This is a genomic window from Vibrio sp. Isolate25, assembly GCF_022398025.1.
GTDB lineage: Bacteria > Pseudomonadota > Gammaproteobacteria > Enterobacterales > Vibrionaceae > Vibrio > Vibrio coralliilyticus_A.
This window is the reverse complement of the sequence record NZ_JAKEUT010000001.1, coordinates 738,081-752,954: the sequence shown is the minus strand read 5'-3', so window position 1 is coordinate 752,954 and position 14,874 is coordinate 738,081. Positions and strand designations below refer to the sequence as shown.

Below are 14,874 nucleotides of genomic sequence, written 5' to 3'. Positions count from 1 at the left end.
AATAGAAAGTTTATATCGATATGAAAAATTCAATAAAAATCTTATCGTTGTCTATCGCTTTGGCTTCAACAAGTTCCTATGCAGCCACCTATGCAGTAGAAGCACGAGGCGATGCAATGGGGGGAGTCGGGGTTGTTTCTGCAAACTTCTTAACAGCACCTTTTTACAACCCAGCCATCACAGCAATCTATAGACGCAACGACGATGTTGGTATGATCATCCCCTCATTTGGTTTAGCCTATAATGATGAGCACGAGATGGTTGATGGATTAGACCAAGCTGCTGACATCATTAATAGTGCTGTCAGTAGCAATAGTATTACTTCTGAAGATGCTGCTCGACTTCAAACTACCCTCAATGGTTTAGAAAATGATATTGCAAAGCTCGAAATTGGGGGGGTAGTCGCTTTCGCAATACCAAATAGTTTTATTGCGGCGAATCTTTTCGGTAAGGCCTATGCGGAATCATTTGCACAAACAGATATATACTCTGGTGCCAACACCGGCAATAGTGACTTAGATACCGCAGTTAACGCAGAGCTAAGTGCGGTTAACGCTGTCGCTATAGGTGTGACAGAAGTTGGTCTCTCTCTTGCCAAGTATCAAACATTCCTTGGTCAGCATATTTCATTCGGTGTTTCGCCAAAAATTCAGCGCGTTTACACTTATGTGTACAGTGCAAACCTAAACAATTACGATATTAAAGACGTGCGTGACAATGGAACCGGTGAGACCATGTTTAACATGGATGCAGGTTTCTTATGGTTTCATGGTCCATTACGTGTTGGCGTCTCGGCAATGAACTTGGTATCTCGTGATATCATGACGCAAGAGCTTCCGGAGCAGACATTAACTTCAAGCATAGATGGAAGCCAATCGAGAACTATTCCTGCATCTTCATACGCTTATCAAATGAAACCTCAATACACAGTTGGCGTGGGCTTAGTTGCCGACTACGCTACACTAAGTGTCGATTACGATATTAATGAAGATGAGCGTTACACAAATTTTAATGATAACACTCAATATCTGAGAGTCGGCGGTGAAATCGACATCATGCGTCAACTTAAGCTAAGGGCAGGGTGGCGACGCAATCTCGCCTATGACAATCTAGACGATACTATTACTGCTGGTATAGGTCTATCACCATTGAACCTGTTCCAAATGGATATCGGTGCAAGTTACACCAACGAAAACTCAATGGGTGCCTATATCAACTTCTTAGGAAGTTATTAGAAGTTCTGGTGATAATAAAGAAATCATAATATAGTCGGCTCCTAAGTAAATAGGAGCCTTTTTTTATGCTAGATGATTTCCCACCTCTATCTCACCATGAACAACAAAAAGCTGTTGAAAAAATCCAAGAGCTAATGGCACAGGGGATAAGTACAGCAGAAGCCATCAAAATTGTCGCTGAGGAAATCAGACAGCAAGCAAAGCCAAAAGAGTAGAGCTGTTTATTTATATAGGAGAGAGCAGGAAACTGCTCTCTTTTTATTTACACTGCAAACATATTTTTCATAGGAAATTATCTTTGAGCCAAAATGAATCACACGATTAAGCAATGAGAATTTCACATTAAGCTATTTAAATACAATGAGTTAGAATGAGATATTCATCTCCACAACAAAGTGGTACACCCCTTTGTTGTAATTTAATTACAAAGAGTAACCTTTTATCTGTAAGCGCTCACTATTCCATAGCATTTTGTTCTTATGAGTTATGGTGTCACAGATAGCTTTTGGAATATTTGGATTAGAAAGAAATGTTAGAGTCCGATCTCTGGGCGTAGAAATGATAAGTTGTAATATGACAGGAAGCTCTAGTTTGACTTCACTATAAAAAGATACAGTGTCACTTATTGGCTGTGATCATAAGAGGTAAATACGAGATAAAAGGCAGATAATTTAATATCTAAACATTGTGGGGGCGGACATCAAACGCTCGCTATAAATTGAAATCAACGAACGTAGATTCAACTAACTTATCATTAGAGTATCTTTTTAATGGATACGCGACTGAGTCAGGACGATAAACAGCCTTATACTGGGCAAGTTTCTTCATAATAGGCTCGAGAACTTTCTTGCCGTCGATATACTTTGGTTGAAACCCTAACAACAGGTTCAGTTCGTAGGAAAGAAGATATTTATCATTTTCGAGTGGATGGATTGCAACCCACGAGTCACAGTTAATGGTGAGCTTTGAAATTACACTGATATCAGCATCACTCAAACCATCATATTGGCCATTGTTTTCACAAAGCTTAAAGCGCATTACGACTGGTTCAAAATCGATATTTAAAACCACAGTTCGATCTTTCTTGCCTTCGCGACTATAGGTAAACATCACATTCTTTTTGTTAGTACTTGGTACGCCAATAACATGCTCATACTCAACGTTCTCAATAAATGATAAACCATCCCTAGTAGTGGTAGAACAGCCAGATAAAAGAAGAAGAGAAAGAGAGAGAGCGAGTAATTTCATTGATTAATCAGTTTCAGCTTTACATGAACACATAGCATTTTCGCATGAGCTGTATGATAAGTACCAGATGTGGAGGCGGATTTTTTAATGGCTCAAACTGGACATTAGTAAATTGCGCCTACAAGCCCTTAGTGCGCATTATATGTGTTATGTTAAATCAAATCTAAAAATAGAAAGCGCCTGTTTAAGCGCTCTCTTCTGTTATATGGTATTTCTCAAATTAAACATAATCAGATTTACCATAAAATACCTAATAAACAGTTTGTTTAATCAGAGATTAACAAACCATTATTAGTTGTCCTTAACCGCCAGCGAGTTTCACTGTATGACCTTTCTTTTCAAGGTGAGCCTTTATTTTCTCTCTCGCATCACCTTGAATTTCGATATTGCCATCTTTTACAGAGCCTCCACATCCACACACTTTCTTCAGTTCTGCGGCTAATAGTTTAAGTGGTGCATCATCCAAATCTAACCCAGATACAATACACACGCCTTTGCCTTTGCGCCCTTTGGTTTGTCGCTGGATACGAACAATACCATCACCTTTGGGTCGTTGAACCTTTTCATCTTCAGGTTTGATTCGGCCAACTTCTGTGGAATAAACAAGACTCATAAGTACTACTTCTTCTGTTCGGCTTTTTGTTTAGCCAGCAAGTATGCCTCTATATGCTTCTGGATCGCAAGCTTCCCACCCTTAATGAGCTTGCCGTTAAAGAAACAATACCAAGCGTTAGGTTCACCAGTATCGTTTTTTATAGTGTAGCCATGAAAGTTCTCTTGTGCTGGATTACCTTCTGCCTGTTTTTTATTTCCCAAGGAACCAAACTCTTTGGGATCAATTATTGTGGCAGTATCGCAAAACCAATCAATACTCTTTTTTACTGCTGGCATGCTTCCAGACAAAACATGATTTTTGATCTGAACTTGCCATATGTCAGTAGAACTTCCAGCAGTTTTGAGGGTAAAACCTCTATATGTCGCAGCAGCCATAGTCACTTTATTTTAGTAATAAGTTAAATTAATAATAATTGTATATCGCCCTTAATCAAGTATATTGGGTAAGGATAATTCTGTTATAGTGCGCTTGAATGAAGAAAAATATTAGGGTAATCACAGATTTAGATACAAGAAATCGATTCATTAAACTGTTTACTCAATCTGTGAGCATAGACATGATGAATTCACTCACAGATGGTCAATACGCACATAACTCTCTGTTAGCATTAACAAAAGACTGGAATTTATTTTCTGATTATTGCAGGAGGAAATCGGTTAATACTCTTCCCGCTTCTACGGCGGCTGTACGTCTTTTTTTGGAAAGAGAGTCTGCTCAAAGAAAATACTCAACCCTTAGACGTTACACTGTAACCATTTCACTTGTTCATAAAACGCTAGCAATGAGTGACCCAACAAGTCATTCTAATGTTCAGCAATCATTATCTCAGTTAAGAATCGAGAAATCCGGTGATGCAAGCCCTGCAATCCCTTTTGAACGGCAGCACCTTGATCAGCTGACAGAAAAGCTCGACAAGAAACCTTCAATCAAGGTAGTACGTGACCTAGCGATTTATCACTTAATGTTTGAGTGCATGCTAAAGCGTTCAGAGCTGAAACAATTAACTCGAAACAACATTAAACTAGGAACGAATGATTGTCTTGTTTTTATTGGAGACTCAACCTACACACTTACAGATAATGCTTACAAATATTTATCAAAGTGGTTGAAGACGCTACCTATACAGAATACATTTTTGTTTAGTGCCATTGATAAGCATGGAAATATTAGTACTGACCAATTGAATGATTCTTCTATTTATAGAATTTTGAGATCAGCAAGTGACAAGCTAAAATTAAACGTCAAATTCTCAGGTCAGTCATTGAGAGTTGGAGCCGTGAAGGAAATGTCACGCAAAGGGATAAAGACGGTGGATATTCAACACTATGGCCGATGGTTAAGCCCTGCGATGCCTTATCAATACTTGGGAAATAAGGTCACCGCAGAAGCAGAAATGATGATATTTAAACGTTTTAAACCGTGGGACTAAAGTGAGCGTCTTACACAATCTGCAAGGAACTCGGAGAATTTTAAGCCGCTGTGCTCGACCATTTTAGGAAACATCGAAATCGGTGTCATACCTGGAAAAGTATTGACCTCATTCAAATACACATCACCATCCGGAGTAAGGAAAAAGTCGATACGAGACAAATGACGAAGTTTCATCTGTCTAAACACTTTTTCAGAAGCCTGTTGGATAATGATTCGTTGATCGTCAGTCAGATCCGTCGCTTCAACATCTGTTGTTGAATGGCTATCTGCACTGTATTTCTCTTCGTATGAATAGAATGTGTCTTCCGGCGCTTTAATTTCTCCCGGCGGAGTCACATGCAATTGACCTTTGTATTCATACGCTGCAACTTCTAACTCGCGGGGTTTGACGGCTTGTTCCACTAAGACTTGATCTGAGTATCCAAACGCATCATTGATTGCTCTTTGCAGTTGAGCTTTTTCTGTCACTTTATAACAGCCAACAGAAGAACCTTGTCTTGCTGCTTTAACGAATACACTACCCCACTGCTCGAACGCCGCTAAGCTTTGATCATATGCTAACTTATTGTTCTCAGACAAAAAGATATATGGCGTATTTGGAATGGAAAGAGCGTCGTACCAAAGTTTCGACGTGATCTTGTTAAAGCTATTCGCACTGGCTTCAGGGCCACAACCTAAATAAGGAATACCTGTAAGCTCAAGCATCGATTGGATATCACCTGTTTCGCCCGGAAAACCATGAATGCATGGCACAACAAAATCCAATTTTGTTGCATTTACTTCAGAGTTCAAAGTTCCAGCGTTTGTATCGAGATAAACCAGTTGCTCCCCTTGATACCAACCTTCAGGTTTCATTTCTACTCGAATCACCTCAAATTCAGGTGTTAACTCAAGTTGGGATTGTACGAAATCTGCTGAAACGAGCGACACTTCATGCTCAGCCGAACCGCCACCACAAAGTAGTAAAATTGTTGTATTCGCCATTAAGGATCTTTCCATGAAATAACAGAGGGATTAGTAGAGTTAATCATAATAAAAACTCGGCAAGGATTCATTGATTTAACCGAATTATGACCGTTCTGACAGTTTGTTTGATGGATTAATACCCATTAAAAAAGGGGCTGATGCCCCTTTTTATGAAATTAGTTAAGCTTATTCAGCGTTGGGAACTCAGAGTTCTTAATCGCATCAATACTCTTAACGAAAGGTTTCATATCCTGAAGGTCACTAGGAAGTTTTGAAATGGCTTTCTTCGCATCAGCGCGAGTGGCGTAGTCTCCGTAAAGGACTGTGTACCACTTTGTGCCGTTGACGACTTTATAGTTTTCCCACACTGGCTCGCCATCACGTGGTAGTTTACGTGCAAACTGGTCCACTTTGGTTTGGCTGCCAACCGCAACAACCTGAATCGTGAAACCATAACGTGGGTTCATCGCTTTTTGTTTTGCAGTTGGTGGGATAATCGCGACTGCTGGCTTAGCCTTCTTCTGAGGTTGCATGTTAGTCATTTGCTTCTCAGCCATCGGCCTTACAGTCTTAACCGCTTCTTCCGTGACGCCGTTGGTAACGCCTTGCTCTGAAACAATCGGCTTCTCTACTGCCGCTGTTTTGTAATCCTCACGATAGCTTTCAGAGGACACGTCAGTTACGTAATCACTCGATACACACGCTGAAAGCACCACTGATAAGCCAACTATTGCGATTTTTTTCATGAATTCTTCAAATGCCTTTTGTAGAAATTACTGTAAATCATGCCGTTAGATAGGATTAGAATCAACCCAACATTCTAATTATATATCAATACACTGTGACACATGGCACAAAGTCGGAGTCACGTCAGGTGATCTGATTAAAACAACGCCTAATTATCTCTGAATTCGTTTAAGTGCTTGGTTAATATTAGCTTAAACGTTGAATGTCGGAGTGCATAAATGAATAGTCTAAGCTACTTACTTAAACCAAAGTCAGTCGCTGTTGTTGGAGCTTCGACCAGAGCGATGCGAGCAGGCAATATCGTTATGAAGAATCTTCTTCAAGGCGGGTTCGAAGGTGCAATTATGCCCGTCACTCCACGTTATAGCTCAGTGTGTGGTGTTCTTGCTTATAAAGATATAGATTCACTTCCCATTACACCAGATGTCGCTATTTTATGTACAAACGCGAGCCGGAATTTAGAACTCTTCAGGCAGCTTGCCGAGAAAAAAGTAAAAACGGTTATTGTTCTCTCTGCAGATATGCATTTGGCTACTGACGATGGTTGTAGTATTCAGGAAGCCTGTCTTACGGTCGCTCAACAGTCCAATATGCGAGTATTAGGTCCTAATAGCCTTGGTATGATCCTACCTTGGATCAATTTTAACGCATCATTTTCGCCGGTCACTGCGCAGCAAGGGAAAATTGCTTTTATCTCTCAATCAGCAGCGATGTGCACCACTATACTCGATTGGGCAAATGACAAAAACATTGGCTTTTCTGCTTTTATCTCTCTTGGTAATGCCCTCGATATAGACTTTGCAGATTTGCTCGATCACCTAAGTACTGATGCTCATACGGAAGCTATACTGCTTTACGTCGATACCATAAAAGACGCAAGACGATTTATGTCTGCAGCTCGCGCGGCATCTCGAAATCGTCGAATTTTGGTATTGAAAGGAGGTAAAACGTCAGCAGGTCGGTTAGCCGCTCAAGCCCACACTGGTGGAGACAATACCCTCGATATTATTTATGACTCAGCAATTCGCCGTACCGGTATGTTAAGGGTAAACAACTCACATGAGCTATTTGCTGCAGTAGAAACACTGACTCATTCAGTCCCACTTCGTGGTGAACGCCTTGCCATTATCACTAATGGTGGCGGTCCCGCAATCATGGCCGTTGATACCCTGCTAGTCCGTGGCGGGAAACTAGCTGCTCTTCCAGACGAAGTGATAGAACAGCTCAGTGGCGTATTACCTTCCAGTTGGAGTTACAATAACCCGATTGATTTAGTGGGTGATGCAGGACCTCAGCGTTATATTGATACACTCAATATTTTAATGGATAGCGACTGTGCTGATGCCATTCTGATTATGCATAGCCCTTCTGCTATCGCCCACTCCGAGAAAACGGCGATGGCTATCGTGGAAGCAATTAAAGCGCACCCTAGGCATAAACGATTTAATATACTCACTAACTGGTCCGGTGAACTTACGGCGCGGCCTGCCCGTCAAATATTTACTCAAGCAGGAATTCCAACCTACCGAACGCCCGAAAGTGCCGTTGTTGCATTCATGCACTTGGTTGAGTATAGGAGAAATCAAAAACAATTGATGGAGACACCAACCACTGCAGAACCAGTGCATATTAGAGAGTTAAATGAAGCCAAGAAATGGATAAACAGCAAATTACTGGATAAAGAAACAGTATCACTAGATACTCACCAAATTGGGCAATTTCTTAAGCACTTTGATTTTAATGTCTTACCCACTTGGATTGCTTCTGATGCCAGTGAAGCGGTTCACGTTGCCGAACAAATTGGTTACCCTGTCGCGGTAAAACTCCGATCTCCAGATATTGCCCATAAGTCTGATGTACAAGGGGTTATGCTCAACTTACGTAATAGTCATGAAGTCGCCAGTGCTTCACAAGCGATTCTCGACAGAACGAAGCTTTCCTATCCTTCTGCTCATGTGCATGGCCTTTTGGTTCAAGGCATGGCAAAACTTGCAGGTGGCGAAGAGATACGTATCAAAGTCAAAACCGATGAGACATTTGGCCCTGTGATTTTAATTGGGCAAGGCGGTTCAGAGTGGGATGAGTCTATCGATGCGGCGTCTGCGCTCCCACCGCTCAACATGACACTGGCTCGCTATTTGATCGTCAGGGCAATAAAGAGCGGTAAAATTCGCTTGCAAAAGCTACCCATACCAATGAATATCCAAGGGCTGTCTGAACTTCTAGTTCGGATATCACAAATGGTCGTGGATTGCCCTCAAGTTCACGAGCTGGATATCCATCCAGTCCTTGCAGTTGGAGATAGCTTTACCATTCTCGATGCAGATTTAATCCTCAAACAATATCAAGGTGATGCTCAAAAACGGTTAGCTATTCGCCCATACCCAGTTGAGTATGAAGAAAAAATTGAGTTAAGAGATGGTGAAGTCATCCTATTACGCCCTATCCTTCCTGAAGACGAACCTGGCCATGCAGATTTTATTCGTAATGTATCTAAAGAAGATCTGTACAAGCGTTTTTTTAGTGATGTAGGAGAGTTTAACCACGAGGCTCTAGCTAACTTGACGCAAATTGATTACGACCGAGAAATGGCGTTTGTTGCCGTAGCTGACTATGATTCGCAACCGAAAATCATCGGTGTCTCTCGTGCATTGATAAACCCTGAAAATACAGATGCTGAGTTTGCGATTTTGATTCGATCTGACCTCAAAGGAAAAGGGCTAGGTAAGATTTTGATGAACAAAATCATAGACTACTGTCGCCACAAAGGAACTCAGCAAATGTCGGGTATGACCATGCCAACTAACAGGGGAATGTTGATGTTGGCACAGAAACTCGGGTTCAAACTTGATGTTCAGTTTGAAGATGGCGTCGCTGACATGGTGCTCCCGCTTCAGTAAGCCAGCAACGAGCTTGGATCACTCTTTAAGCATCCAATTTTTCTTAAGATACTTAATACACCATGATTTTGCTTCACCCATTTGGTTTCTTTTCCAAGCAAGTATGATGTCTATATCAAACGTTTCCGTATCTGAGATCTTAGCTAGCGTTCCATCATCTATTAAAGGCTTTGCCACCGATTGCGGCAGGGTTCCGATTCCTAAGCCGGATTGCAGAGCTTTAACTTTGGCCGGTAGATTGCTCACGGTTAGCCTTGGTTGTCTTTGAAGGATGTTAACGCTTATAGCTGGTTGTTCTCGTGCGGTATCAGCAATTGCGATGACTCGATACTTAGCTCTTGCTGCTTCATCGAATGGGCCGTTCCGTTTATGGACATAATGATTCGGTGCTGCGACCCAAATCATTTTCAATGAACCAATCGATTCCGCTTTCACATCAAGTGGTAACGTTTCTGGTTTTGGGCAGACCAACAGATCAGATCGACTTTCATCAAGTGACTCCCAACAACCGGCAAGAATCTCTTCTTGTAGCCGAATACGTGTTGAACTGACATTGCTTAAAGCCTCTACCATAGGGAAAAAGTGCTGTACCGGAATCACCCCATCAAAAGCGAGTGTGATATCTAACTCCCAGCCATTAGCAAGCACACTGGCATCATTAACTAGCTTTTCAGTCGCGGCTAAAATGGCTCGCCCTCTTTCAAGAATTAGCTTACCGGCACTGGTGAAACTCGCTTTGTGCCCTGAGCGGTCAAAGATCATGATGTCTAGATCTTGTTCAAGTTTCTGTATCTGATAACTCAGCGATGAAGGTGCTCTATCGAGCTCATTCGCTGCTGCTGCGAAGCTTCCTCTGCGATCTATTGCATCGAGAATATGCATGGCTTCTAGAGTAATTGGACTTTGCAATGCTGTTATTCCTATTAATATAAATTAATGATTAGCGAAAATAATCACATTTCCAGCGTACTAAATAAATCTTTACAATTGTAAATAAAATTTTTATCCGACTGTATTAAAAAGACTTTTAATTAATTAACACGAAGATCGGTAAAATAAGCAACACGATTAAATAATACGAACGATAGTAATTATCATTTAGATCCTATAGAGTTCTGTCCGTCCCAAACATAAGCCTCATTGTGGATTTAAAGGTAATTACAACAATGTATAAAAAATCATTATTATCAGCTTCAATTATACTCGCTCTTGCCTCGAACGCGCACGCTGAAGAGTATGCATTATTTGACGAGGTCGTGGTATCCGCTTCACGCACAGAACAGCAACTTGAAGATGTGGCAGGTTCAGTCTCTGTGGTTACAGATGATCAAATTGATAAAACATTAGCATCTAACATTGATGATGTACTGAAATATACACCGGGTGTAGACGTCATTTCAGATGGACGAATGGGAATCCAACAAATTAACATCCGAGGTATGGAAGGTAACCGTATTAATATCTTGGTTGATGGTGTCGCACAACCCTATATGTATGACCAATCCTACACATTCATCTCTTCCGGTCGAATTGCCTTAGATACAGACATGATTAAGGCGGTTGAGGTGGTTAAAGGGTCAGCTTCAAGCTTATATGGCTCTGATGGTATTGGCGGTATTGTTGCGTTCCAAACTAAAGACCCAAGTGATTTCCTTGGTGAAGGAGATGGGTTTGGAGGGCAAGCAAAATTAGGCTTTGCTTCTCGTAATGATTCTTTCACTGAAAATGTGGTTCTGGCTAATCGCAGTGGTGATCTAGAAACACTCGTTGCATATACTCGAAACGATGCAGGCTTGACAGACAATTTTGCTAATGGCGACTATCAGGATTACTCACCAAAAGACTTAGACTCTAAAGCTGACAATGTTTTGGCTAAGGTTCAGTATCAAATAGATACCGCAAACAGAATAGAGTTTACTGGTGAGTTCATTAACGAGAATAGTAAAGGTGATATCCAACATTCGTCATTCCCTACTTTCAACAGTGACGATACTACCGAACGTTCACGCATAAGCCTCAAACATATTTGGGAAGGCAGCACGAAACTTGCCGACTCGGTAACATCGCAGCTTACGTGGCTATCTCACGAACAAAATAATGTGACTGACCGTGTTGGAACTTCTTTTGGTAGTGTTGTAAATGAAATAAAAGATTATTCTTATGAAGATAAAGGTATTCAAGCAGACTTGCAGGTAAACAAATACCTATCACTTGAATCTTCTGAGCACTTTTTTACGTACGGTCTGGCTTATACCAATAAGGACATTACCAACTACAACAAAATCATTGATCGCTCTAACAATGACCAAACATCGATATACTTTTATCAACCTGATGCAACCGAAACCAGAATTGGATTGTTCGTTCAAGATCAGATTTCATTCCTTGAAGATAAGTTAATTGTAACCCCAGGTCTACGTTGGGATAGATTTGAAACTAAGCCTGATAGCTCCACTGAAGGTATACCTTCAGGCCAAACTTATGAAACGAACACAAGTTCAGCGCTTACTGCACGTCTCGGCACTGTGTATTCTTTAGATGATACATCTAAGGTGTTTGCTCAAATAAGCCAAGGTCACAGAGCCCCAACGTTTGAAGAGTTATACTACTCGATGCCTGGACATAGCTACACAAACGTACCTAACCCAAATTTGGAAGCTGAAGAAAGTATCACGTACGAAACCGGTTATCGTTATACGAATGACTTCTCTCGTTCAGAAATCGCCGTCTTCTATAGCGACTACAAAAACTTCATTGACGTTGTAGACATTGGCTCTGGCTCATCTGAGTATCAGCATCAAAATGTTGGTAAAGCTACAATTAAAGGTATTGAGTTCTCAAGCCGTATTGCCATCAGTGAAGTGTTCGAACTACCTAAGGGTATCTCTACTCACTTTGCCGCTAGCTACACTGAAGGTGAAGATGGTGAGAACAAGCCGCTTAATTCAGTAAACCCGTGGAATGCTGTCGCGTCATTGGATTACGATGCACCTAGCCAAACATGGGGTACCAGTATTGCAATGAACTACTACGCTGAGAAAAAACTATCGGACATTAACATTGACCCTGATGATAGTACGAGAACGCCTGATGAAGTGGGAACACCAAGTGCAACCATTATCGATCTAACAGCGTATTATCGCCCAATGCAAGACCTCACATTGAGAGCCGGCCTTTTCAATGTAGCAGATAGAAAGTACTGGAAATGGAGCGATGTGAGAGGTGAAGGCGCGCTGTATGCTGATGACACTCAAGCAGGTCGCAACTGGGCCATTACTGCTAAGTACGAATTTTAAAACCTGCCTTTTACTAAGTCATTAAGAGCTTAATTTAAACTCTCAAAAGCCATCGCTGGATACTCTGCTTTAACAGAGGTAAGAGCGATGGCTTTACTTATGGCTAGCTAATATTTGAACTGAGAAACTTCCGCATTTAACTGCTCAGCCTGTGAAGACAAGCCCTGAAGAACATTATCCACATCACTAACTTGGCTCGATACCGCTGAAGATGCATCTGCGATAGAGGTAATACTGCCACTGATCTCATCAGTCACTGCTCTTTGCTCTTCGGTTGCTGCCGCAATTTGCACATTCATTTCATTAAGATCGTTCAGCATGGTCACGATCTGTTCCAGCATGACTGCGTTTTGGTCACACGTATCTACTCCTTGTGAAACCGTGCTATTAGCGTTTTCTATACTCTTCGATACATCATTAGTTTCACGTTGCAAAGATTCAATCTTCTCACGTATTTCTTCTGTTGATGATTGAGTACGCCCAGCTAGGGAGCGGACTTCATCCGCAACCACAGCAAAACCGCGGCCTTGTTCCCCCGCCCTTGCCGCTTCAATAGCAGCATTGAGAGCAAGTAAATTTGTTTGCTCTGCAATACCTTGTATGACATCCAATACTTCAGCAATGGAGTTACTTTCATGATGTAAACGACCAATTGCCTCGACAGCGGTCTGCATTTCTTCGTTTAAACGTGAGATTTCTGAGCCCAAATTACGCCCGACAGTTACCCCTTCACTGCCTGTATCGTTCGCATTCTTAACAAACTCAGCCGCTCGACTCGCAAACTGTGCCACCTCAGCAATTGAAGCACTCATTTCGTTTACCGCGGTCGCTACTGACTCCGATCTGTGATTCTGATCCTGAACGGCTGCTCGAGTACTGTTCATATTGCCTGTCATACTTTGAGTATTACTATTGAGGTTTTCGGTCGCCTCAGCAAACTTACGAATAATATCCTGTAAGTGAGTAAAGAGAGAGTTGAGGGACATCGCCAGCTCAGCCATTTCATCTTTACCACCTTCCTCGAGCCGTTCTGTCAAATCATTGTCACGACTGATTTTTTGTATTTTCTCACTCGCAATGCGTATAGGTCGCGCAATACTATTACCAAGGAAGTATGAAACTAATACGGCCGCTATTACACCTACAACAATACTGGTCATCACAGTCGTAAATTTGGATTGAACAAGTGCATCCAAATCCGCTAACGCTTCTGCCTTATCTATTTCAGTCACAATAGCCCACTGCAATCCCGCAGCATCTAGAGGAGAATACACCGACAAAACTTCTATACCACGGTAATCATTAATCACATTAGAACCACTTTGCCCTCGGAATGCTGCTTTAACGCTATCCGTATCCACCATCTGACGGCCAATCGCTGAAGACTTACCTTGTATTTGATCAATTATCGAGCTAGACACACCTGAGCTTTCTAGCTCCTTAATATATTGGGCAGGGTCTTCGATAAGAAAGCGAGATTCACTTCTTAACAAATGATCGGGCCCCACAAGATAGGTCTCTCCTGAATTACCGAGTCCAGCATAACTCCAGTTTTCCTCAAAGGTCATAATGCCGTTAATCTTATCGACGGGCATCTGGAAGATCAGTACACCAATAGTTTGATTATCCACTCTGACGGGAGTGGCAATAAAGGAGGCTGCCGCTTCATATGAAGGAAAGTATGGCGCAAAGTCCTCAAGGTGATATTGAGAAGACCCCAAATTTAGCGCCCCTTTAAACGCTCTGGCGATACCACTACCTGCATATGGGCCAGAGTTAAGGTTTGTCGCATAATCAAGTTCTTTGAACACCGAGTAAATAACGTTGCCGCTAGGATCGACTAAGAAAATGTCGTAATAACCAAACTCTTCTAAAAAGCCTTTGATGCTTGGGTGGTACTTACGATGCACTTCATCGTATTCCGTACCCAGTGAGTCTGCCATCATTTGATGCTTTTCGCCTAGTGGATTTGGGTTGACACCAATGTAACGAGCTTGAAGTGCTTTTGCTCTCGGTGACAATCTATTCAACTTCTGCATTTCATTTGCAGAGTTTCCGCCATTCGCCGTTCGATAGGTTGTGCCAAAACTCGATGTGTAATAATTGCTAAGGCGAGATAAGTCACTGGCACTAACAGATTCAACAGGATAACGCTCAAATGTGTCTTTAAACGCCACCATCGCATCCCTGACACCAATGGAATTGGCTGTGGTCAACATTTGCCCACGTATGTGTTGGAAGTAATTTTCTATTTCACTTCTTTTGTTTTCTCGAATGGAAGTAAGCTGACTAACGGCACGTTGAAACAGTGCTTGTTCTGAGAGTACTGACGCTCTCCACCCTACAAAAATCCCTGTTGCAACAACGGCAATACTACATAACAAGGTTGAAGCCAAAACTATTTTAGTGGCAATCTTCATAACCGAACCTCTTTG

12 protein-coding genes are annotated in these 14,874 nt (G+C 41.7%); 5 read left to right on the top strand and 7 right to left on the bottom strand.

Annotated elements, in window-relative coordinates; genetic code table 11:
• Positions 1 to 20 precede the first annotated feature (20 nt).
• Entirely contained in the window at positions 21 to 1,235 is a 1,215-nt protein-coding gene (locus L1D15_RS03250) for a conjugal transfer protein TraF (protein ID WP_239838958.1), read from the top strand.
• Positions 1,236 to 1,300: 65 nt separating this feature from the next.
• Positions 1,301 to 1,450 carry a YoaH family protein gene (locus L1D15_RS03245; RefSeq protein ID WP_239838959.1) on the top strand — a complete coding sequence of 50 codons (150 nt, stop codon included), beginning with the start codon at positions 1,301 to 1,303 and terminating at the stop codon, positions 1,448 to 1,450.
• A 496-nt stretch (positions 1,451 to 1,946) separates the two neighbouring features.
• On the opposite strand, the gene L1D15_RS03240 is transcribed toward L1D15_RS03245, so the two are convergent.
• The 3 genes from L1D15_RS03240 to L1D15_RS03230 all read right to left on the bottom strand — a co-directional run bounded on the left by L1D15_RS03240 (position 1,947) and on the right by L1D15_RS03230 (position 3,473).
• Complete coding sequence (locus L1D15_RS03240) at positions 1,947 to 2,483, bottom strand: hypothetical protein (protein WP_239874654.1); 537 nt, start codon at positions 2,481 to 2,483, stop codon at positions 1,947 to 1,949.
• A 301-nt stretch (positions 2,484 to 2,784) separates the two neighbouring features.
• Positions 2,785 to 3,096, bottom strand: coding sequence for a stress response translation initiation inhibitor YciH (gene yciH, locus L1D15_RS03235; protein ID WP_239864086.1), 312 nt, complete (start codon positions 3,094 to 3,096; stop codon positions 2,785 to 2,787).
• Between the two features lie 5 nt (positions 3,097 to 3,101).
• Positions 3,102 to 3,473: a DUF3319 domain-containing protein gene (locus L1D15_RS03230; protein ID WP_239874653.1), complete on the bottom strand. Its 372-nt coding sequence runs from the start codon at positions 3,471 to 3,473 to the stop codon at positions 3,102 to 3,104.
• A 98-nt stretch (positions 3,474 to 3,571) separates the two neighbouring features.
• Here L1D15_RS03230 and L1D15_RS03225 point away from each other — a divergent pair, with 98 nt between their 5' ends.
• Positions 3,572 to 4,528, top strand: a complete 957-nt coding sequence (locus L1D15_RS03225; protein ID WP_239874652.1) for a tyrosine-type recombinase/integrase — start codon at positions 3,572 to 3,574, stop codon at positions 4,526 to 4,528.
• Here the strand turns inward: L1D15_RS03225 and L1D15_RS03220 are convergent.
• Entirely contained in the window at positions 4,525 to 5,514 is a 990-nt protein-coding gene (locus tag L1D15_RS03220) for a D-alanine--D-alanine ligase (RefSeq protein ID WP_239874651.1), read from the bottom strand. The genes L1D15_RS03225 and L1D15_RS03220 overlap by 4 nt on opposite strands.
• 158 nt (positions 5,515 to 5,672) lie before the next feature.
• Positions 5,673 to 6,242 (bottom strand): SPOR domain-containing protein, encoded by a 570-nt coding sequence (locus L1D15_RS03215; RefSeq protein ID WP_239864081.1) that lies wholly within the window; start codon positions 6,240 to 6,242, stop codon positions 5,673 to 5,675.
• 219 nt (positions 6,243 to 6,461) lie between these two features.
• Here L1D15_RS03215 and L1D15_RS03210 point away from each other — a divergent pair, with 219 nt between their 5' ends.
• Positions 6,462 to 9,143: a bifunctional acetate--CoA ligase family protein/GNAT family N-acetyltransferase gene (locus L1D15_RS03210; protein ID WP_239874650.1), complete on the top strand. Its 2,682-nt coding sequence runs from the start codon at positions 6,462 to 6,464 to the stop codon at positions 9,141 to 9,143.
• Between the two features lie 18 nt (positions 9,144 to 9,161).
• Here L1D15_RS03210 and L1D15_RS03205 read toward each other — a convergent pair whose 3' ends face one another.
• A complete protein-coding gene (locus tag L1D15_RS03205; protein ID WP_239836335.1) occupies positions 9,162 to 10,052 on the bottom strand; it encodes a LysR family transcriptional regulator in 891 nt (296 codons plus the stop codon).
• Positions 10,053 to 10,309: 257 nt separating this feature from the next.
• On the opposite strand from L1D15_RS03205, the gene L1D15_RS03200 reads away from it, so the two are divergent.
• Positions 10,310 to 12,439, top strand: a complete 2,130-nt coding sequence (locus tag L1D15_RS03200; protein WP_239874649.1) for a TonB-dependent hemoglobin/transferrin/lactoferrin family receptor — start codon at positions 10,310 to 10,312, stop codon at positions 12,437 to 12,439.
• A 107-nt stretch (positions 12,440 to 12,546) separates the two neighbouring features.
• Here L1D15_RS03200 and L1D15_RS03195 read toward each other — a convergent pair whose 3' ends face one another.
• Positions 12,547 to 14,859, bottom strand: coding sequence for a methyl-accepting chemotaxis protein (locus L1D15_RS03195; RefSeq protein WP_239874648.1), 2,313 nt, complete (start codon positions 14,857 to 14,859; stop codon positions 12,547 to 12,549).
• Positions 14,860 to 14,874: the final 15 nt, after the last annotated feature.